17 protein-coding genes are annotated in these 21775 nt (G+C 45.4%); 7 read left to right on the forward strand and 10 right to left on the reverse strand.

The features are described from left to right. Window positions 1–87: 87 nt before the first annotated feature. Together cysE and QUA74_RS03155 are read left to right on the forward strand one after the other, a co-directional pair. Window positions 88–819 (forward strand): serine O-acetyltransferase, encoded by a 732-nt coding sequence (gene cysE / locus QUA74_RS03150; RefSeq protein WP_445302122.1) that lies wholly within the window; start codon window positions 88–90, stop codon window positions 817–819. An 87-nt stretch (window positions 820–906) separates the two neighbouring features. After that, window positions 907–1491, forward strand: coding sequence for a Crp/Fnr family transcriptional regulator (locus tag QUA74_RS03155; RefSeq protein ID WP_333324866.1), 585 nt, complete (start codon window positions 907–909; stop codon window positions 1489–1491). 339 nt (window positions 1492–1830) lie between these two features. Here the strand turns inward: QUA74_RS03155 and QUA74_RS03160 are convergent, their stop codons facing one another. After that, window positions 1831–2067 (reverse strand): hypothetical protein, encoded by a 237-nt coding sequence (locus QUA74_RS03160; protein ID WP_333324868.1) that lies wholly within the window; start codon window positions 2065–2067, stop codon window positions 1831–1833. Between the two features lie 110 nt (window positions 2068–2177). Here QUA74_RS03160 and QUA74_RS03165 point away from each other — a divergent pair, with 110 nt between their 5' ends. Further along, entirely contained in the window at window positions 2178–2615 is a 438-nt protein-coding gene (locus tag QUA74_RS03165; protein WP_333324870.1) for an Rrf2 family transcriptional regulator, read from the forward strand. An 18-nt stretch (window positions 2616–2633) separates the two neighbouring features. Next, the gene (gene cysK / locus QUA74_RS03170; protein ID WP_333324872.1) at window positions 2634–3614 is read left to right on the forward strand and encodes a cysteine synthase A; all 981 of its coding nucleotides are present in this window, start codon (window positions 2634–2636) and stop codon (window positions 3612–3614) included. Window positions 3615–3753: 139 nt separating this feature from the next. Here cysK and QUA74_RS03175 read toward each other — a convergent pair whose 3' ends face one another. The 4 genes from QUA74_RS03175 to QUA74_RS03190 all read right to left on the reverse strand — a co-directional run bounded on the left by QUA74_RS03175 (window position 3754) and on the right by QUA74_RS03190 (window position 9003). After that, the gene (locus QUA74_RS03175) at window positions 3754–4548 is read right to left on the reverse strand and encodes a sulfite exporter TauE/SafE family protein (RefSeq protein ID WP_333324874.1); all 795 of its coding nucleotides are present in this window, start codon (window positions 4546–4548) and stop codon (window positions 3754–3756) included. 632 nt (window positions 4549–5180) lie between these two features. Continuing rightward, window positions 5181–5633: a DUF732 domain-containing protein gene (locus QUA74_RS03180; protein WP_333324876.1), complete on the reverse strand. Its 453-nt coding sequence runs from the start codon at window positions 5631–5633 to the stop codon at window positions 5181–5183. 153 nt (window positions 5634–5786) lie between these two features. Next, entirely contained in the window at window positions 5787–7124 is a 1338-nt protein-coding gene (locus QUA74_RS03185; protein ID WP_333324878.1) for an alkaline phosphatase PhoX, read from the reverse strand. Window positions 7125–7800: 676 nt separating this feature from the next. After that, entirely contained in the window at window positions 7801–9003 is a 1203-nt protein-coding gene (locus QUA74_RS03190) for an EAL domain-containing response regulator (RefSeq protein WP_333324880.1), read from the reverse strand. Between the two features lie 420 nt (window positions 9004–9423). Between QUA74_RS03190 and QUA74_RS03195 the strand changes: the two genes are divergently transcribed. Beyond that, window positions 9424–9939: a heme-binding protein gene (locus QUA74_RS03195; RefSeq protein ID WP_333324882.1), complete on the forward strand. Its 516-nt coding sequence runs from the start codon at window positions 9424–9426 to the stop codon at window positions 9937–9939. Here the strand turns inward: QUA74_RS03195 and QUA74_RS03200 are convergent. From QUA74_RS03200 to QUA74_RS03210, 3 genes are all read right to left on the reverse strand, one after another. Beyond that, the gene (locus tag QUA74_RS03200) at window positions 9926–10342 is read right to left on the reverse strand and encodes a secondary thiamine-phosphate synthase enzyme YjbQ (RefSeq protein ID WP_242718954.1); all 417 of its coding nucleotides are present in this window, start codon (window positions 10340–10342) and stop codon (window positions 9926–9928) included. The genes QUA74_RS03195 and QUA74_RS03200 overlap by 14 nt on opposite strands. 96 nt (window positions 10343–10438) lie before the next feature. Then, window positions 10439–11539, reverse strand: coding sequence for a glycosyl transferase (locus tag QUA74_RS03205; protein ID WP_333324884.1), 1101 nt, complete (start codon window positions 11537–11539; stop codon window positions 10439–10441). A 150-nt stretch (window positions 11540–11689) separates the two neighbouring features. Beyond that, on the reverse strand, window positions 11690–12703 hold the full coding sequence (locus tag QUA74_RS03210; RefSeq protein ID WP_333324886.1) for a hypothetical protein: 1014 nt from the start codon (window positions 12701–12703) through the stop codon (window positions 11690–11692). Window positions 12704–12825: 122 nt separating this feature from the next. Here QUA74_RS03210 and QUA74_RS03215 point away from each other — a divergent pair, with 122 nt between their 5' ends. Beyond that, window positions 12826–13392 (forward strand): hypothetical protein, encoded by a 567-nt coding sequence (locus QUA74_RS03215; protein ID WP_333324888.1) that lies wholly within the window; start codon window positions 12826–12828, stop codon window positions 13390–13392. 765 nt (window positions 13393–14157) lie between these two features. Next, window positions 14158–16626 (forward strand): ATP-dependent Clp protease ATP-binding subunit, encoded by a 2469-nt coding sequence (locus QUA74_RS03220; RefSeq protein ID WP_333151153.1) that lies wholly within the window; start codon window positions 14158–14160, stop codon window positions 16624–16626. Window positions 16627–16926: 300 nt separating this feature from the next. On the opposite strand, the gene QUA74_RS03225 is transcribed toward QUA74_RS03220, so the two are convergent. Continuing rightward, window positions 16927–17490 carry a Uma2 family endonuclease gene (locus QUA74_RS03225; protein ID WP_333324890.1) on the reverse strand — a complete coding sequence of 188 codons (564 nt, stop codon included), beginning with the start codon at window positions 17488–17490 and terminating at the stop codon, window positions 16927–16929. Between the two features lie 120 nt (window positions 17491–17610). Further along, on the reverse strand, window positions 17611–21660 hold the full coding sequence (locus QUA74_RS03230; protein WP_333324892.1) for a hypothetical protein: 4050 nt from the start codon (window positions 21658–21660) through the stop codon (window positions 17611–17613). Window positions 21661–21775 lie beyond the last annotated feature (115 nt).

Here is a 21775-nt window from a genome sequence, read left to right on the forward strand (position 1 = left end):
TAAGAATGCCACAATCAATACTGCTTTATGCAGCTTAAACCGTCGGCACTGCCGATACTGTATAACCAAAACAGGGCGAGATTAAATATGTTCACTGACTTGCAAATTATTTACGAACGTGACCCTGCGGCGCGCAACTGGCTGGAAGTATTATTTTGCTATCCCGGACTGCAAGCACTTTTTTTGCACCGGATAGCACACTGGCTTTATTCCGCTGACCTTCCGTTTGTACCGCGTTTTATTTCCCAACTGAGCCGCTTTTTAACAGGTATTGAGATCCACCCAGGAGCGAAAATTGGTAGGGGCGTGTTTATCGACCACGGCATGGGGGTGGTAATTGGCGAAACTGCGATCGTTGGAGATTATGCTGTCATTTATCAAGGAGCGACCATTGGCGGCACGGGTAAAGAAATAGGAAAACGGCATCCCACGCTGGGAGAAAATGTAGTGGTAGGAGCCGGTGCTAAGGTTTTAGGCAATATTCAAATTGGCAATGATGTTCGGATTGGTGCGGGTTCGGTAGTGCTGCGAGATGTCCCTAGCGATTGCACAGTTGTGGGAATTCCCGGCCGCATTATCTCTCGGAAAAAGCAGGTGGAAGATGCTCAAAATTCTCAAGGCATACCGGATTTGGAAGCTCAAGCGATTCGAGCTTTGTTCGATAGAATTAAGGATTTAGAAGAGCAGGTTGCTTTTTTGAAATCTCAATTATCTCCGCTCAAAACAACTCAATCAGAGCCAGCAGAGGTCGAAAAACATGAATTATTCATGTCTTCTGATTTATTCATTACACAGTTTTTAGACGGTGCAGGAATCTAGTAAAGCTTTAATTTATATAGATTTTTGCCAGCCATACTATCCTGTGGCCATTGGACAAACTAACTTTTATTCTTTCAGTAACTGGCTATGACTATTGCTTCTCTTTCCATTAAAACTTTTGATGAAACGAGCAGACATATATTTTCTCGGCGCTCGCACTTGCCCAACAGAAGCAATGCTCTGTGGCGAATTGAAACTGGAGTAGTGCGAACTGTAACGTGGCTTGAAGATGGCACAATTATCACCTTGGGATTGTGGGGGCCTGGTGATACGATCGGCAAACCGATATCAAAATGCGATCCTTTTCAAATTGAATGCCTCACTAAAGTCGAGGCAATTTTACTATGTGGCGATCGCTGGCTAAATAGAGATATTTTGCTCAATCACATTCAGCAGGCTGAAGATTTTATGGTAATGCGAGGTTACAAAAGAGTTGATTTTATGCTCTATCAACTATTAACTTGGCTGGCTAAGAGGTTTGGTTCTGAGGTAGAGCAAGGACATCTAATCGATATGATTTTAACGCATCAGGACATTGCAGAAATCATCGGTACAAGTCGCGTAACTGTCACTCGCACCCTCGGTCATTTTGAGCAGCAAGGCTTGATTGATCGTCTGCCGCTCCACCAGATTATTCTACAACCTTCCGAGGTGTGGCACTACGAAATATAAAAGGTTATTAACTGTTAATAGTTTACGAGCGGCGATGTAGATGATAGGAATGCGGGGCAAAAGAATTTCTTCGGTGACAAGGCGATATTCGAGCAAATTCACAGTTCTCTAGACAACAAATAATTTGTATCGAATGTGCGTTAAATTTTCTCCTCGAATCGTCAATAAGTTTAAAGGCAAGTGCGACGAGCGCACTTGCTTTTCTGTTTCTCCTGATTTCTTTCTTCTCACTGCCAACAGATGCGATATCTCGCACCTGTTGACTGCCGTTAAGTAGGCGAGTATGAATCAACTTAACGATGACTCAGCATATATCCGCCTACCTCCTTAGCAGTTACTTTAAGGGGGCGGTATTGCCTGTAAAATACTCGCTCCCTGCAACATTTGAGACTCTCCTGCTCTACCCGCTTCTGGGCCTTCCCAAGACGATGCAAAGGGGGAAACCAAGAATGGGCAAGCTTTCCACCCACCCTGTACCCCCACGCCGAGCATCAGGCAGTTTCCGCCCCTGTGCCCGTGCTGCTCGTAATACCGACAGTGCCGACAGCTTAAATTACCTACATTTACGTTGCTCACGGGATTTCTCCAAGCGTTTTTGTAATAAAAATATATTAACACCTGTACATCTACCGGAATTATGTACTATGATACAATGTACAATTTAAACTCGATCGCCAGTAGGGAATGTGGAACTATCTTCTAGAGTAGAATATGCCCTGTTAGCGCTCTTGGAACTGGCGAGCCACTACCCGAAGGATTCGCCCCTAACAGTAAACGAAATTACTGCTTCTCAAGAGATACCAGAACGCTATCTAGACCAAATTCTTGCCGTGCTGCGGCGTGCAAGTATCGTGCAGAGTCTGCGGGGTGCTAAAGGCGGTTATTTGCTGGCGAAAGAACCTTGGCAGATTACTTTGCTAGAGGTGTTTTCGAGTCTCGAAGGTGACGGCAGCGGCCCGACCCAAAAAGTTTCGGAATCTGTAACAATAGAAAAAACTGCGGTGCTAGAAATCTGGCAGGAAGCTCAACAGGCATCTTGGGCTGTTTTGGGCAAATACACATTACAAGATTTGTGCCAACAGCGGGATGTTCGCAAACAAGCACATCCCATGTACTACATTTAATTGGAGAGAAATTAAGCCATGAAAATTGCTAAGGATGTTACAGGAATAATTGGCAGAACTCCTTTAGTTCAGCTCAATAAAATTCCCCAAGCCGAAGGAGTAGTTGCTCAAATTGTGGCCAAATTGGAAGGGATGAATCCGGCTGCTTCGGTGAAAGATCGGATTGCGGCGAGCATGATTCAGGCGGCAGAAGAGGCGGGATTAATTCAACCGGGGAAAACTATTTTAGTTGAACCGACTTCAGGCAATACTGGAATTGCTTTGGCAATGATCGCGGCGGCGAAAGGGTACAGTCTGATTTTAACGATGCCGGATACGATGAGTACGGAACGCCGATCGATGCTGAAAGCTTACGGAGCTCAGTTGGAATTGACGCCCGGACATGAAGGGATGTTAAGCGCGATCGCCCGTGCGGAAGAAATTGCAGAAGAAACCCCCGACGCTTTCATGCTGCAACAGTTTCGCAACCCCGCTAATCCAAAAATTCACCGGGAAACCACGGCCGAGGAAATTTGGGAAGATACAGAGGGTAAAGTAGATTTTTTAGTTGCTGGAGTTGGCACCGGCGGCACAATTACTGGAGTTGCTGAGGTAATTAAACAGCGGAAACCGAGTTTTAGGGCGATCGCAGTTGAACCAGCCACCAGCCCCGTGCTTTCTGGAGGAAAATCTGGTGCTCACAAAATTCAAGGGATTGGTGCAGGATTCATCCCAGAAGTGTTGAAACCAGAGTTAATTGATGAGGTGATTGCAGTTAGCGACGAAGATGCGATCGCCTACAGCCGCCGACTAGCCAGAGAAGAAGGATTGTTGTCAGGAATCTCAGCAGGCGCTGCTTTGTTTGCTGCAATTCAAGTCGGCAAGCGTCCCGAAAATGCAGGAAAATTGATAGTTTTTGTGCAGCCTTCTTATGGCGAACGCTACCTCAGTACAGCCCTGTTTAAAGATTTAGAATTGCCGACGATCCGCGAACTCGAATCATTAATCAGCAATTATTAATACGTAGTAGGGGCGAGCGTCATTACTTCGACATTGCTATCAGCTTAACCCGAAAGACCGCCAGGGGCTTAAACCCCTGCCGGACTGCACCGAAAGCGCATATTTGTTGACAGCAATACTCCTGACCTTACCCTACTTTTCAGACTTGATACAACTTCCAACTAGCCATCGCCAACATTCCGTAAATCACAAACTTTAGCGGGCGTTGAGGCATAACTTGGCAGAATTTAGCCCCTACCAAAACTCCCCGCACCGAACCCAACCAAATTGGCAAAACTAAACTCCAGTTTACTGTTCCGAGGCTGAGGTGTCCCAGAGATGTAAACATCAACAAAATTGCCGGCTGCGAAATATCTGTACCCACCAATTTAGAAGTATCCAGGCGGAAAAAAGCAATCAGCAACAGTGCAAACATCGCGCCCGAAGACACGCTAGTGATTCCCACTATGCAGCCTAATATTGCTGCCGCACTCACAGTACAAATACGGCCATAATTTGTATTTAATTCCCATTCTGGCGGCGAAGGTAATTTAAAATTAGGGAAAAATGTTTTCAGCAGTAATTGCGTCAGCGATAAAGCGACAATTAGGGCGATCGCTACTCCGAGAAAGCGCAGCAATATGCTGTCTAAGTCCTGATTTCCGCTGGATTTGATGCAGTGTAAAATCCACACGCCACTCAGCGAACCGGGCACGCTCCCCAAAGCCAGCCACTTAACTACTTGCAAGTCGAGGGTTTTTGGCTGCCAGTGTTTGAAGCCGCCAACAACTTTCATCAGTGTGGCCGCTACGACATCCGAACTAATAGCAATTGATGCCGGAACCTGGAAGACAAAAATTAACATTGGGGTGATGAGCGAGGCTCCGCCGACTCCGGTCAAACCAACCAGAATGCCCACAAAAAAGCTGAGAAATGATAGTAATAAGTAGTTCACTGTTATGACCAAAAACTGTGTATTTAAGCGCTGCCAACCAACAAATAGATGATTTTGGCGGCTACTGCCACACAGTAACATAGGGAAAATTTAATCCGCGATTCAATATTTTTTTCGGAAACTTTGCTCTTAAACGCTGACAATTAACCTCGGGTTCAGCTACCATTTCAGTTTTAAAACTAACGATATACCAATAAATAAATCAACATAAATTATAGGAAAAATTTTCCTATAATTCTTATTTTAGCCGATGTGACTGATTTAAAAACGTCGATTTATTCATGGTTTATATTTTGTATTATACCTTGAATTGACAAGGGTCGCCGATAAAACAAAGCAGAGGTTAACCGACTGCTTACCCGAAAAAAAATCGGGAGTATCGAAAACCTTAAAATACAGCGTATTCCAGGTTTATGAAGTACACCTGGAATACGCTGCATCCAATTGCCAGAAGCAACCAGCCTCGGATTTTTTTAAACCAGACTTCCTTAAAGCCCTTCAAAATCTAGTTACTTCCTTGCTTTTTGTGACTGGCAAACTGACCTCACAGAGGCAATCTGAGCCACTTTTCCTACTCCTGAACGGCCAGTAATGGCAGAGGCGAGGCGATCGCTCCACACAGACTTCCTTGCTCAGTCGTGAAACTCAGGGCAGTAATATTTAGGAGCCAGAGCGTTAAGCGCATCAACTTCAGCATTGCCTTGAGGTTGCAGCAAGTCGATCGACATTCCCCCACTGAGCGCATTACATATCCTGCGCGCACGTTCGATAGCAGCTTGGGGATTTCGCTGAAGGCGAGACACGGCATCGGATGAGGATGACTTGAGCCGTTTGCTCAACGATTGTTGGTAATTATTAATAAAAGCCTGATCATTTGGCTGTAAAGCGATCGGGCGACCACTGCTACTACGTCCACAAAGCTTACCTAAGTCGATCGTTCGACCATCACTCGTCTGTATATAGCAAACGTAATCAACCGGTGTTTGAGCGACTGAACCACTAGATTGACATAGGTCAACGGCAAAGGCGATCGACAGCATTACCAAAGAATAAAACACTCGTTTCGACTGGCTGACATATTGCACTAATCTTCAAACTCCCATCCTTTTCTTTCTAATCTTATAGAGAACCCACACCGGATGTTGTCACAATCCGGCGTGATTCACCATATTCTGCATAGTGCGAACATAAGAGCGTTTTACAGGCAAATAAAATGCTCGCACTACAAGACAGTAATGTTATGCTCCTCGTTGAGACTTCCAAGGACCCCAAATGGCAAACGTGATGCCTGGGGTTTGGATATTAACGAACATAGTATTACCATCCGGCGAGAAGCAGGCTCCGGCAAACTCGCTATCGTTGATAGCATTTTTTGCCAGACGATACAGTTCCCCGTTGGGAGTTACACCCACCACGAACTGCTCATCATCGCCATCTTCGCAAATGATCAGATCACCATAAGGTGCCACAACAATGTTGTCAGGACCATCGAGTTCCTCAGCCGATTTAGCCTCAACAAAAAGTTCGATCGCATCTTGATCGGGAAGATACCGCCAAACCTGACCAAATCCGTTCGGTCTGCCATTAGCATCAACAGAGCCACCGTCGGAACAACAGAAGTAAACTTCACGATTGCCGTACCAGATGCCTTCCCCACGAGTAAACTGGGCAGCACCTTTACCGAAACCTTCGACCCGTACCGTATCCGTAGCAGGGTCAGGATTGTCAATTGTCACCCATTCCACCGGCATCGGTTTGCGCTTGGGAAAGCCGGCAAAAGTCTTTGCCTGAGGCATATTCTTAATCTTCAGCGCTTGCAGAGTGCCCCCGGCGCTTAAATTCTTCACTTCATTGGGGATAAAGCGATACAAAAGGCCATCTCTTTGGTCTTCAGTCTCGTACACAATTCCGGTTTTGGGGTCGATCGCCACCGCTTCATGGTTAAACCGTCCCATTGCAACTAAAGGTACGGGATTCACAGGAACCGTTGCGAGAGCCGGAACTTCAAAGTTGTAGCCGTGAGATTTGGAGACATTTGTCGCATGGCCCGGTGCTCTATTAGTCGCCACAGTCGAGGTATTCTCCTCGGAAGTAATCCAAGAACCCCAGGGAGTCGGGCCGCCCGCACAATTTCGATAGGTGCCACTAAGCGAAGTGTAGTGGTTGACGAGCTGACGATTGCGGCCAACCTGTAGTGTGGTTGTCCCGCCTTTGCAAAGAGGATCGTAAGGATTGGGGCCCACAACTTGTGTTGTAGAATTCGGACTCAATTCGTGATTGCGAACTAAAATCACCGTGTTTTGGGGACCTGGGAAAGCCGCCATGCCATCGTGACCACCGGGCACAGGGGAACCGTCGCTCATCATTTCGCCCGTTCGTGAAAAAGCCCGATACTGAAACCCACGGGGTAAATCTAACAATCCATTCGGATCGGCTATGAGAGGGCCATACCCTCCCCCAAATACTGATTGACCATTGGCCTTTCTGGCATAAAGCGCTTCTAGAGGAGACATCATCAAAGTGCCAGCAGCGCTTGCTCCTGCCAAGGTAAAAAACTTTCGTCGTGATAGTTGCATCAGCTTTTCCGGTGAATTAAACAAAGCATACTAAACCTGCATCAAGACCAAGATAAGGTTGGTTTAACTTTTCATTAAGGTTGTCTCATAGTTGTTAAAAGTCAATCCCCGCGGCTCGTAAATCCTCGACGAACCTGACTGTTCGTTGCTCTGCCTGTTCAGCCCATTGACGTTTTTTTTACTAGGGAGTTGTAGGGTAGACAGCAAGTTAATCAGCCTTATAGAAAAACATTTCCCTAAAATGAATGTAGGTTTCTTGAATTTTACAAATTTAGGATAACTCCTAACATTTATGAGACTTTAGTTGCCGTATTAAGTTTGTAAATTTGCGATAGTATACATTTTTTTTAACAGCTTATCTTTTTTCTACCTCTACTCAGATAATAGCCATTTCAAAAGTGAGATCATCCCCTCCGCGTGAGTTCCTTCTCCGAGTACCTGTGCTTGTACTTTACCAAACTGCATCATAACGCCGCGTTCTCCAGCGTTGAGAATGACAAAAAACTTTGAAATAATAGCTCAAAAAACTATCACTAGAGCTGGTTTAACTGCTAGGTCAACCTCTTTATTTTTTTATTTATTGATTTGAGGAAGTCAACGTTAATGCGGGATTCTCAAGCCATCTTACACCCCGATTGCACTTAATTATCCCATCAATATTGACTGAATAGATATTCTATTTTCCTGCCACCAACAACTGTTCAAAATCCGCTGCTGCCAAAGGAGGGCTAAACAAATAGCCTTGCATTATATCGCACTTATAACGCCAGAGAAAATCTTTTTCTGCTTCTGTCTCAACTCCTTCGGCAATTACCTCAAGACAGAGACTGTGCGCCATTTCAATAATAGCTTTCACAATCGCTGCATTTGTGCAACCATCGGTGATATTGCTGATAAAACAGCGGTCTATTTTTAAAGTATCGAATGGGTATTGCGTTAGATAGCTTAAAGAAGAATACCCAGTTCCGAAATCGTCAAGAGATATACAAACTCCCAAATTTTTCAAGTGTTGCAAAGTCGCGATCGCACTTTCGGCATCTTCTACCATCAAACTTTCTGTCAGCTCTAATTCCAAACTGCTCGCTTCCAAACCAGTTTCTGCTAAAATTTGGGCAACTCTGCTGCTGAGATCCGGTTGGTGAAATTGGCGCGGCGACAGATTCACAGCTATTCGGAGCGAAAAACCAGCATTTTGCCAAACTTGCATTTGCTTGCAAGCTGTCTGCAAAACCCACTCCCCTAACTGTACAATGAAGCCAGTTTCTTCGGCATGGGGAATAAATTCTGCGGGTGAAATTAGCCCTTTTTCTGGATGTACCCAGCGCACTAAAGCTTCTGCGCTCATAATTTTACCTGTCTGGACATTGACTTGCGGCTGATAGTAAACTTGGAATTCTTCTCGTTCCAGTGCGTTGCACAAACTGGTTTTTATCTGCTCTAATTTGTCTGCTGTATTTTGGATAAATTCGCTGGCTTGCGATTGCAAAATACTGTACTGTTCGGCGACAGCTTCTTGTTTTTTCAAGCGGCTCGATATCGCGCCCACAAGTTCAGCTTTACTAAAAGGTTTAGTCAGGTAATCATCTGCTCCCAATTCCATACCTTGCCGCATTTCAGAGCGATCGGCTTTACCGGTCAGAAAAACAAAAGGTACTGTAGCAGTAACAGGATTCGATCGCAAGGCCACCAGCACCCCATATCCGTCAAGTTCTGGCATCATCACGTCGCAAATAATCACGTCGGGAACATTTGACACCGCCGCATATAAACCTTGCGATCCATTTTCTGCACCCGTCACGTCGAAACCTTCAGCTTTGAGGAGTTTGAGAATATTCTCCCGAATTACTTGCTCGTCCTCAATCACTAGAATCTTTTTCATACATCATTCCCTGAAAGCAGTATAATTGACAGGCGTTACTGAACGCGATAAGCGTGGCAATAACTGAGAACGCACAGCTCGATGGCCCCAACAGCCGAATATTTTCCGACACAAATAGCAAACGCCTGAAAAACGCTAATTTTTCAAGCACAACTAGATTAATGTTTCTCTGCTTACTCAGTGCCGTCCGTATTATTACGAGGTTAATTAATAATCTCTCAACTAATTCTAGGCGATCGACAGTTAGCAGCGCCTTAAATAACTGCTAAACTAATTGTGCCACCTGAACGATTGTCTGCAAACAATCTCAGCCTATTTATACCAGTTGCCAAAAACCATGCAACTGCAAGCAAGTTCCAAACCCTTGCGGAGTCAGTTTTCCCCATTCTTCAATGTAAAATCTCAACTTTTAAATCTCAAATGGTATTACCTACTGGATTCCCTGAACCCGCACAGATTGGGGTCATAGAAGTTAAGCAATATCCTCAGTACCGCGCTGTCACCTACACCCACGCTGGCGATTTGCGACAAGCAACTGGCATCGCCTTCAATCCCTTATTTCAACACATCAGCAACAACCAAATTGCGATGACAACGCCAGTAGAAGCACGCTACACGGAAAATTCCGCGCAAATCGATGCGGTTCCCCAAGCAAAAGTTTCGTTCCTCTATCCCGAACCAAATATCGCCCCCAGCAGCGTTAACTCCGCTGTAGAAGTCACAGATACTTCTCCGATGATGGTTGTCAGCATCGGCGTGGGCGGGGCCTACACTTGGGAAAGCTACGAAAATAACCTCCAGAAACTCAAAGATTGGCTTCAAGAACATCCTGAATACGAAATAGTCGGCCCGCCGCGCCGCTTTTTTTACAATTCCCCGATGACGCCGGAAGCAACTAAAATCAGCGAGGTACAAATTCCGATCAAGTGCCGCTGACGTGAACAACTAATTCGCGAATGTGGCCCCGCTGGCGGTGTTCCCACAGGTAAATTCCCTGCCAAGTTCCTAACAGCAACCTGCCGCGATCGATCGGGATTTGTTCAGAAGTATGAGTCAGCGCAGTGCGAATATGCGCCGGCATATCGTCTGGGCCTTCCGCATCGTGAATGTAGCGATCGCCCTCCGGTACCAGTTTAGCCAAAAAGTTAGCCAAATCCTTAAGTACATCCGGGTCAGCATTTTCTTGAATCACCAAACTAGCAGAAGTATGGCGCAGAAATAAACTACAAAGTCCCGTTTTAATACCTGAATTCGCCACCACATCTTCTATCTTAGGAGTGATTTTGCCCAAAGATTTCCCTGTAGTTTGAATCTTGAGTATCTGTTGATAGTGATTCATTCGATTTTAGATTTGAGATTTTGGATGAAACTGATGCAAAAGTCTTCTGTCGGCGGAGGTAGACTTTGTTTGTGTAAGATCGATTTCTAATCGCACTTATGAAAAGTAGTCTACAACAGCTTGGGCGAGATCCTCGGTACCATTTTTATCCAATTTACCCGACAAACGGGGCGGATGCAGCGGTTTTCGCAAAAACTCCCAATCCCCCTCAAAAAACTCCGCCGCCGTCAAAATTTGATGTTCCGCATAATTTTGAATCCCTTCCAGCAACACCGCAGCTTCTGCAAACCCTTCTCTCATTATAGAAACAACAGGTATTTCCAAGCGCAAAGCTTCCGCAAAAGTGCTGTATCCCGGTTTAGAAACTAAGCGCCCGCAGACAGGCATAATATCGACCGGACGCGGTAAAATCGGGAAAGATTGTGCAAACTCCTGATTTTTGACATTAATCAAATTCGGCAAATCGGGAGCTCCCGCATCAAAAGTAATAAATTGCCAGTCGCTAAATTGCTGTAAATTTTGATAAGGAATTTCCTCTAAACCCAGTCCGCCGAAAGTTAACAATACAGTTTTTTCCCGTGGTGTTTCGATGTCGACTACTTCCCGAATTTTTTCGTTACTGTAGCGAGGATTGCCGCCAGTCAAGCCCACATCTTGAATATTTGGGAAAGCTGCCATCGGTTCGTGCAAAGGAAGACGAAAAAGCCGATCGCACATTCCGAAACACTCACCAATCCAATCTGCAATTTCTACAAATTCCCCGCCCCAATCTCGATAGATAAAATCCCACCCAAAATTGCTCATCATCCAGCAAGGAACCCCAGCCGCTGCCGCCATTCGCGTTGCCAAAGGAGGAATATCTGCCAGCACCAAACCCACCCGATTTTGCTTGATAAAATTAACTTCGCTGGCAATTAGGGAATTTTGCTTTTTCCGAATTTCCCGCAATTTTTCCAGCGTCGCGTCTTTATCCATATTCAAACTGTCAGCTTGCACGACTCCGACATCAAAAGCGCGGGGACGGTGGATAAAGTCGCCACCAATATAAGATTCTAGCAGCCAGCGAGGTGCTGTTGTTGTGATAATTAGTAAAATATCTGGATTTAATTCTTGAATTTTGGCAGCTACGGACGAGACTCGGACAGCGTGGCCGAATCCGTGATTTGTGATGGCAATATATAATGTTGGTCGAGACATTGATAATAGGGAATTGGGAATAGGGAATTGGGCATCGGGCATCGGGAATTGGAGGTAGAGACTGGAAGGCAACAATGCCAAGCTTCAAGCGACGCCCAACCAACAATGACACAATTAATAACTAATGACTATCGAATATGCAATAACTCATCAATCGGACGCGCCCTCATGCCAAACAGGCAATTGATTAATCTTGTCCAGCGTTATATCTACATACTGTTTACCCTCCGTCGCCAGATTTTCCCCAAAATATCCCTCATCGCCGTCGTGCTTGTGAGGACCGCTCAAAGCTTCTGCATAGCGGCCTTGCAAACGAGCTTGATTGAAAGGAGAAGTCGCGTACCAGTACCAGCGACTCGGAAAAACTATGCCGCCAATATCCTCAATTGAATCGCGAGTGCCACGAAAATGGAAAACGCGATCGGCTTCTGCAAAACCATTTTCCCCCGAAAACACGCCCCCAACCGAAACAACCGTAATTTCTGCCTTCAGCCATTCTTTAAGATAGCGAGTAGCACCCAAAGCCACTTGTGCGCCGCCGCTAGTGCCAATTAAAATAACTTTCAAAGGTTGTTGAGAATTAACTGAAATGGGAGATTGAGCATTCATGCGCTCGATAATTGCATTAGCTATTCCCTGATTGTATGCAAAGCCGTAGCGATAATCTAGAGAAATTGCAAACCTCCAGAGATTGCGAATTTTAATGAATATATCCCCCGCAATCGGTCCTTTTTTTGCCTGTTCTGCAAACCGCCAAAAAGGAGCTAGCCATCGCTCTCCTCCTAAACTTTTGTTAGATGCTGAGTAAGGAAAAACATCGCCCACTGCTACGCACTGCGGGTGACTTTTAACTAAACGCTTGAGAAACAACTCTTCGCCCGGGGTTAATTCGTCCCCCGAAAAATCGCCAACTCCCGTTAAAAAGATGATATAACAATTGAGTGGCGAAGACTTACGCGCTTCTAGATTGCCCTTGTTAGAGGGCAATATCTCCGGCGGATTTTTCTTAATACCAAACGTTTCGGCACTTTGATTCAGCCACCATATAACAGTCCCCACCGGCGAAAGAATTCCCCAAATTATTAGGATTACACCTGCGATGAGCAACAAATTTAAACTTCGCCCCCGCAGCCACGCAAGTATCCGTAAAATCAATCTTAGCATTTAATAAAATCTGGTAGAATGCCAATTAATTAGCTAATTACGTAGAAATAGTTCGGTGATTCTGCTGTATTAGAGCTTATTTTGTAAAAGTTGTCAACTATCTTGAGGAGCAGGAGTTTAACGTGAAGGGAGAAGATTCAATTGCAGGTTTGGGCGCAACGCTTTGGAACGCACTTTCTTTGAACGGCAATTTTTACGAAAAAACTCCCTACACTGGCCGAACTAAGCGAATAGCTTTAACAATTGTAATTTTAGCTGCGCTGTCCCGCGTGTTAGGCAGTGCTGTCATCTTGTTAATCAACCGAACTGAGCTATCAGTATTATTTCTAGGACTTTTGATAGAGGGTTTGGCCGTCGCGGGGGGTTATTATTTTTGGACTTTCACTATCTTTAAAATCGGGGAGTGGCTGAAACCGGGTCACGTAACTTATAGGGAGTTGTTGGTTCCGATCGGCTTTGCCTACGCCCCCCAAGCGCTGAATTTCTTAACCTTAATTCCCTTGCTGGGAGAAGGAATAGAGCGCATATTAGCTGTGTGGAGTTTGCTAGCTGTAATTGTGGCGGTTCGCCAAGGTTTGGATATTAAAACTCGCTGGGCGGTGTTAATTTGTTTTGTGGGTTGGCCGTTGATTCAAATTGCGATCGGCTTTGTGGAAGTAATTGAACAGTTGCTTTCACGGTGGCTTTAAAAGTAGCAAGTTGTAATAATTAAAAATGCCAAAGTACAAAAAAAGTACATTTCACAAGGTTTCCTGATTTCTCCGGCAAGTATGCGAGCCACAGGTGCAGATAGAGTTATGGTGCGTGACTATTTAGGCATTCTGCACTTGCTCGAATCTATTTAAAGTCACGCACCCTACGTTGGGTATATCGAGTTATGGTGGGTGACGATTGAAACCTTGTGCACCTGCTCGAATCTATTCGCAGTCACGCACCATAAATTTGCTTTAAAAGAGGATAAAATTGTCAGGCTTAAAAAACCCAAAAGCACAAAAAAACTGTCGGCTCAACTCCGGGTAATTTCTCCGGCAAGTATGTAAATAATAGCAACTGAAAAACGCCGCCAATTTTGCCATTGCGAGCCGGAGATCCCACAATACCTTTAACCTGTTAAAATAAAATTGCTTTGGGGCGAAATACTCTGCATCGCAGCGCGTCATTGCAAACAAAAGCATTTCTCGCTCGTACTCGAAGCAGTTTCGCTTGCTTTCTTTGAGAGAATGCTTGACAGGGTGGCCGTGGGAAAGTAGATTGAGGCACAGCAGATAGCATGATTATTGACGGCAACCACACCCCTACTATTCGGGTCTCCCCACTGTCCCTCCTCCCTTAGCAAGATACATTGTTAGAGAAGGAAATACACAAAAATTTACATCTATAATTTGTGTAATGTTCCAAATCGCTCCTCACCAGCAGCGATACAGCCCTCGCCAAGACAGTAGGATAGAAAAAATATGTTTGAACGCTTTACAGAACAAGCCATTAAAGCAATCATGCTAGCCCAAGAGGAAGCGCGGCGCCTCGGTCACAATTTTGTAGGCACCGAGCAAATTCTTCTGGGGCTCGTCGGCGAAGGCACTGGCATCGCTGCAAAAGTATTACTGGATATGGGCCTCAACTTGAAAGAGGCGCGCAATGAAATCGAAAATATCATCGGTAGAGGTTCCGGGTTCCTCCCGCCGGAAATTCCTTTTACGCCCCGCGTCAAGCGCATTTTTGAGACGGCACTCAACGAAGCGCGCCAGTTAGGCCACAATTACATCGGCACCGAACACATCCTGCTAGGGCTGATTCAGGACGATGAAGGCGTGGCGGCGAAGGTGCTGCAAAACTTGGGAATCGATCGCCAGAGAGTTCGCACGCAGGTAATTCGTGCCGTAGGAGAAGTCGCGGCGGTACCTGGAGGTAGGGGAGATAGCGGCGATCGCAAAATCCCGACTTTAGAAGAATTTGGCACAAACTTGACCAAGTTAGCCGCAGCAGGCAAACTCGATCCCGTTGTGGGCCGCGAAAATGAAATCGAGCGCGTGATCCAAGTGCTCGGCCGCCGCACGAAGAACAATCCAGTGTTAGTAGGCGAACCAGGAGTCGGCAAAACAGCCCTCGCCGAAGGTCTAGCCCAGCGGATTGTTAATAGAAACGTCCCGGAAATTTTAGAAGACAAACAAGTAATCAGCCTCGATATGGGTTCGCTGATTGCTGGTACAAAGTTCCGAGGCGAATTTGAGGAACGGCTAACGAAAATCATGGCCGAAATTCGCGCTGCAGGCAACATCATTCTGGTAATTGATGAAATTCACACCTTAGTCGGTGCAGGGGCGATTCAAGGCAGCATGGACGCCTCCAATATGCTCAAACCCGCCCTTGCTAGAGGCGAATTGCAGTGTGTCGGCGCAACTACCTTGGACGAATATCGCAAGCACATCGAGCGCGACGCTGCCTTAGAACGCCGCTTCCAACCGATCAAAGTCGGTGAACCGAGCGTGGCTGAAACAATAGAAATATTGTACGGGTTGCGATCGGCCTACGAACAGCACCACAGACTGACGATTTCCGATGCAGCGATAGAAGCAGCGGCTACACTCTCAGACCGGTACATTAACGATCGATTTTTGCCAGACAAGGCGATCGACTTAATTGACGAAGCAGGTTCCCGCGTCCACGTCTTGAACTCGCAAACCCCCCCCGAAGTTAAAGAACTCAAAAAACAACTTCCGGCTGTTAGCAAAGAAAAAGATGCTGCGGTACGCGAGCAAGACTTTGATAAAGCTGGCAAATTGCGCGATCGCGAATTAGAAATCGAAGCCGAAATCGCCGCAGCTACTATCAACAAAAGCCAGATCAGAATCTCTCCCATCGTCACTGAAGAAGACATCGCCCACATCGTGGCTAATTGGACGGGAGTACCGGTCAGCAAGCTGACAGAATCGGAATCGGAATTGCTGCTGCACATGGAAGATACTTTGCACCAGCGCTTGATTGGTCAAGAAGAAGCTGTCAGCGCAGTTTCTCGGGCCATCCGTCGCGCGCGGGTAGGCTTGAAAAATCCGAATCGCCCGATCGCCAGTTTCATCTTTTCTGGCCCCACAGGCGTCGGCAAAACGGAACTTACAAAAGCCCTGGCAACTTATTTCTTCGGTTCCGAAGAAGCCATGATTCGGTTAGATATGTCCGAATTCATGGAACGCCACACGGTTTCTAAACTCATCGGTTCGCCTCCGGGTTACGTCGGCTACGACGAAGGTGGCCAACTAACAGAAGCAGTCCGGCGCCGTCCTTACACAGTCATCTTGTTCGACGAAATCGAAAAAGCTCACCCGGATGTCTTCAACATGATGCTGCAAATCTTGGAAGACGGCCGCTTGACGGATGCTAAAGGTCGGACAGTAGACTTTAAGAATACACTGCTGATCATGACCTCAAACATTGGTTCGCGAGTGATTGAAAAAGGTGGCGGCGGTCTCGGTTTCGAGTTTGCTGAAAGTGCCGCAGACGGTCAATACAACCGCGTTCGCAGCTTGGTAAACGAAGAACTGAAACAGTTTTTCCGTCCCGAATTTATCAACCGCTTGGATGAGATTATCGTCTTCCGCCAGTTGAACAGGGAAGAAGTCAAGCAGATTGCGGACATCATGTTGCAGCAAGTCTTCAGCCGCTTAACCGAACAGGGTATTACTTTGTCGGTGACAGACCGGTTCAAGGACTTGTTAGTTACAGAAGGCTACAATCCCAGCTACGGTGCTCGACCTTTGCGCCGCGCAATCATGCGGTTGTTGGAAGATGTACTGGCTGAGGAAATGCTGTCTGGGAAGCTGAAAGACGGCCAAAAGGCGATCGTTGATGTGGACGAAAACGGTCAGGTTAAGGTAGTGCCCGATGGCTCATCTGAGCCGAAATTGCCCGAATTCGCATTGAGCCATTAATGCGATCTACAAACGGATAAATACTGTTGATTAAAAACCCGGTTTCTGCGAGAAACCGGGTTTTTCATTAAATGAAACCAGTTTAAAAAAAGCAACTTTAGGCAAGCTCCAAATCCTTATATAATCAGTCATATCAAATTTGGTAGCATCGGAATTATTCCTCTCTGTATTCTCTCCCTCTGCGTTCTCTGCGCCCTCTGCGGTTAAATCATTCCGATACAAGCGGAAACGATATCATTCCCAATTCTAAAATCTAAAATCTAAAATCTAAAATCTAAAATGGTATGAGTTATGACTCTGTTATCCCAACACATTATCTACAGCAATTTCTACATCTGGAAAAGCTAGAATTGATAAAACCTGACCCCGATGAAATCTTTGAATATTTTGGTATCCCGAAGGAGAAGGTTCGCGATAAACTACTACACATTGCTCGTTAATATCTACCAGCCAAACTTCTACAATATTGTCTTCGGCATAAAGAGGAATTTTGATATTTCTGTCAGTTTCAGCGGTTGCATCCGCTACTTCCACAATTAGTAAAATATCCTCAGACTGAGGATGTCCCGATTCGTAAAAATCATCGCGCCGTCGCAGCAAGGAAATATCCGGTTCAGGTTCCGAGTTATCGTCCAATTCTACCGGATCTTGAACTCCAATGGTTACTCTCGATAATAAGCGGATATAGAATAGCTCTGTGAGACGCTTGACATGAGATGTATGCCTTCTACCGACGGCGGCCATTTGAACAATTTCTCCTCGAATTAATTCAACTTTATCATCTTTTGTCAAGATGCCAGCTTCAATTATCTGATGATATTCTTTTACTGTAAATAACCGCTTGATTAACTGAGTTGTGATCATTGGTTATGCCGGGAATATTGGAGTTTTTGTCTGCGTCCGCAGGCCTAATAATGTGATTATACTACATCGAACAGTAGTCGTTCAGTAGGGCAGGCATTGCTCGCCTTACAATCGCTGAATCTAATCCCAGGATTGCAATTGCACAACCCAATGCTGCACCAAAGCAGAAATGCGATCGCGCCGAGTTTCAAAAGTAGCAGCAATCCAAATAAACACAATCCCAAAAGCCAAACCAATCGCCCATTTAATCAGCGGATAATCGAATATCAGAACCACCAACTGATAGAAAACATTGATTAAAAATACAGCCGTTCCCACAAACAAAAATGCCCGAACTCGCAGCGCCAAACCCGCTGCAATAGCCACCAAACTAAAAGCTCCCGCCACTAAAGCGTTGCTTTGCTGAGTCAAAAGAGGTATCCCGCAAATCAGCGCAGTTGCGAGCATTCGCAGATTGTGGCGCAGCGGTTTTTGTGCTGGTAATTTTAGATCGCGATCGAACTGAGCAACGTAAAGGAAAGAAAGCCCTAAAGGAGTAAAAAACCACTCCGGCTGAGTCAATCCCATTTGTCCAAACCACCTGAGCAATATCCAGTCAATTATCGCCACACTCACATAGGTAAAACGGACTTCCTGCCTTTCCCAAGCTAGGAAAACATAGAAGGCGGCAGCTATCAGCAAGCTAATCGGATAAAACTTATACGGACTTTCTAAAATAGTAACTATTGGAATCAGCGAAGCAATTACCTGCCAAGGTTTTTTTGACCAAGCCCAGTTGTCCCAAGGCAAAATGTAAATGAAATAAGCTAATAGAGAAGCGAGGGCAACTTTCCAAGGCCCCAGCGGCCCGGAAATATACTTAACTAAAGGCGTATTGATCCAATAAAGCCGGATGCCAAAGGCTTCTAGCCAGCCCAAGTAAATCCAAATTTCTCCCCATTGGCGATCGAGATTATTTCGCCCTTGCAAGAAAGCATATTGAACTAATAAAGCACCAGTGACTAATCCTAAACTTAGGCCGGACTTAATATCATCGGCAGAAGCCCACATCAGCAGCAAACTGCTCAAAACCCAGTGCAGGTGAGCAAATATTTTTAACTCCGTATTAGTTAAATGTAAATAATTGCTGAGCCAAGGAGATAAAATGCGATAAATATATGTTAAAGTTGTGCCGAGAGTGGCCAGGACAATTAAGCCATCTCCAAAAGCTCCTCCTGGTGTTTGAAAAAGTTGATATAGTAGCGATTCGTAAGCAGCAACGGACACGCCAATTAATCCCAAATAAACCAAAGGTTTGAATTCTGGCTCCCGCCTACCAATGCCGATCGCAATTAAAGACGCACCCAACACAGTTAAACCAGTCCAATTCGCAAAAGTGTGCGATCGGAAAGTTAAACCCAATACGCCGTAAACCAAAGGTATAAAATGGATGCTAGGTAAAATTGTTGGATCGGGGTGGCGGCGTCGCCACACATCACCCAATAATTGAGTAAACAATCCAAGAGCGATATTAGCAACTGCCAAATTAATCGTAGTGCGATCGACAAAACTCAAACCCACTGCTGTCAACAACTCCAAACTCCAAGCCAAGGCATAAATTGCCAGAGGGGAAAGTTGGCCTAAACTTCGGAAAATAATCGCAGCCATTATCACCAAAATCGCCGCCAAAGCTTCAGCAGATGGCGGGAAACTCAAGCTACTGGCGGCGTAGAGTTCATAGGAATAAAAAGTAATAGTTGTTAACAGTAAGCCTGCCAGTAAGATTGCCCATCCATCTAAAGCTTGCTCGTAAATTTCAGCTAATCGAAAAGGCTCAGGTAAACCCTGGGAAAAACGAACAATCATCCTGCGAAGCAACCACAGAGACAAAACAGCGATCGCCCCGGCCATTCCCCAATCCCAACCCGATACAAAACCTAATTGATCGATCGCTGCAGCTACGAAACTCAAGCCAAACCCCACTCCAAGCGCAGCCGCTGGTATCTCGACTAAATAGTAAGTATTGACCCACATTAATCCGGCGGCCAAACCAAAACCAATTAACCGATATCCCGGAAAAGTAAAAATTAGAAATTGTGCAAATATTAGGGCGATCGTACTAAAGGTACTGGCAACTTGTTTGTGAGGAACCTCAGTATATTTAGCAACAGCAGTCAAAGCCAAAGGAGTCACCAGCCAGAGCAAACTCCACTGAGGGCGATCAGTGGCAGTACCCGCAATCAAATAATTTTGCAACAAGACAAAGCTAAATCCTGCTAATACTAAGCCCAGATACCAGGAACTTTGAAACCATGCAGGATGCCAGCGAAAAAATGCAGAGCTTTCTCTGGAATTTTCCGCTTTCATCCCGACAAAAAATGCCCATTCACTCGCCATAAATATTAATAATATTGCTGACCAAATATTGGGTGTCAGGTTTGGTAAAAATAAGTCAATTGCCGAAGCGATCGCGCCTAAACCCATAATGTGAGTTATGGGAACCAAAATTGCCGGATTTTCCTGTTGTTCAGCCGCAGAAGCCGGCCTCGAAACTCGCCGGGAATTGTCGGGGATTACGTATTTCCAAGTGATCCAACCTAAAATTAAAGTAGAGACTAATAAATTGAGCGATCGCCAAAACGGATTGACAAAACTAATAACAGTTAAAGCACTCCCCAAAGCGAGAGCAAGGTTTTCGCCAAAACTGGCAAGTTGAAACTTTCGCTTGCGGTAGAGCCACTCGGCCGCACTTACCATTAAAATTAAATAAGGCAACAGCAGAACACCCCAAAAAGCCCAAGGAGTTTCCTGAGAGTTTGTAAGCTGAGTTAAAAATGCTACAACTTGTGTTTTAATCCCTAAAGGAAGCACTCGCCAAAACAGCCAAATACTCTGAAGTCCCACCGCCTCCAGCATTACCAAATCAAACTTTTGCCAAAACCGCACTAAACGGTTATAAAAAAACCAAACAGCCAATCCGCTAACTGCGATCGCCTGTAGCGGAATGTCGCGAAAACAAACCAGCCACCCCAAACCCAACAAACCCATTCCCGCTAATTGCCATTTAAAAAAATTGCTGGGATTTGGCTGCTCGGATATATTGTTTTCAATAGTCCCAGATGGCCGGGGTTGCTGCCAATCTAGCCATGCTAAAAGCACACCACAAATCGCCAAAGCTAAACCCATTTCAGCGATATTTACATCCTTGACAAATATCGCTCGACCCAGTAAAATTCCTAATGAATAAGCTACTAAAGCTGCTTTTTTGTAAGTCAGAAAATCTCTGCTCAAACTGAAAGCAGCGGGGAATGTTTCAGTATTTCCCCCACGTTGGATAGATTGCAATCGTTGTTGCTGAACTTGATAAACTGTAGTAGCAGCAGTTCCCACTGTACCCAAATAAACCGCAGCCAGGGAAAAGCCTGCGAATGCCCAGCCCCAGTGCAAATAACTCAATCCCAAGTGATTTAGGGCGATCGATCGAGCGATGTTTTTTCCTGAACAGCTTTGATATTGATATTTGATAATCCGGGCAGTTATCCAAGTCAAAATAAGTGCCGCTGCGATTGCTACCGCCCAATCCCAAGGATACCGCCACAATCCAAAAGTATCCATTGCCCAAAAATTGATCGGCACTAGCAACAGCGTCACTTCTTGCAAAGTTTGAGCAGTCAAGTGCAAATTCTGCTGTCTGTTTGCCCAACTGCTAATCGCCCAAAAGGTTAAAGTATAAGCTAATAAAACTCCATATTGTCCGGCGGCAGGAAATCTTTCCCACTGGCTGGCAGCTAAGACTCCAGAGGAGACAACTACCATGAACACTCCTAAAAACAACAGCCACACCACGCTAATTTCTGCCATTAGTGAGTGCAAAATTTGAGCGATAAAATTAGGGGTTTGAGTAGTTTCTGTGGGTCTAGCAACGCTTTCTCTGCTGCTAGGTACTGCTTTTTGCGTTGATAAGGCAGGTACTTTTGGCTCGGCAATAGGAGCTCGCGGGTTCTCAATTTCAGAAAAATCTACAGCGGGATCTCTGATTGGGCAGACTAAATACTGTCGGCACAATTCCTCAACCTCAGCGGGCGAAAGTAAACCTAGCCGCAGCCACGCATCTAAACCTGTCAACAACTCAGGATGCGACGCTAAGATGCTCAATTCAATTTTGCTCGATCGATCTTTGGGAGACGACATTGGCTTAAACTTGTACTAAGTACCTTCAAGCTATAGCCTAGATTAATGTCGATCGAACATGGCAACATTGCGCCATCGAAATTGGCACAATAAGTATTTATGACTAAATATCTGT

It is taken from the genome of Microcoleus sp. LAD1_D3 (assembly GCF_036702135.1).
In the GTDB taxonomy this organism is placed as follows: Bacteria; Cyanobacteriota; Cyanobacteriia; order Cyanobacteriales; family Microcoleaceae; genus Microcoleus.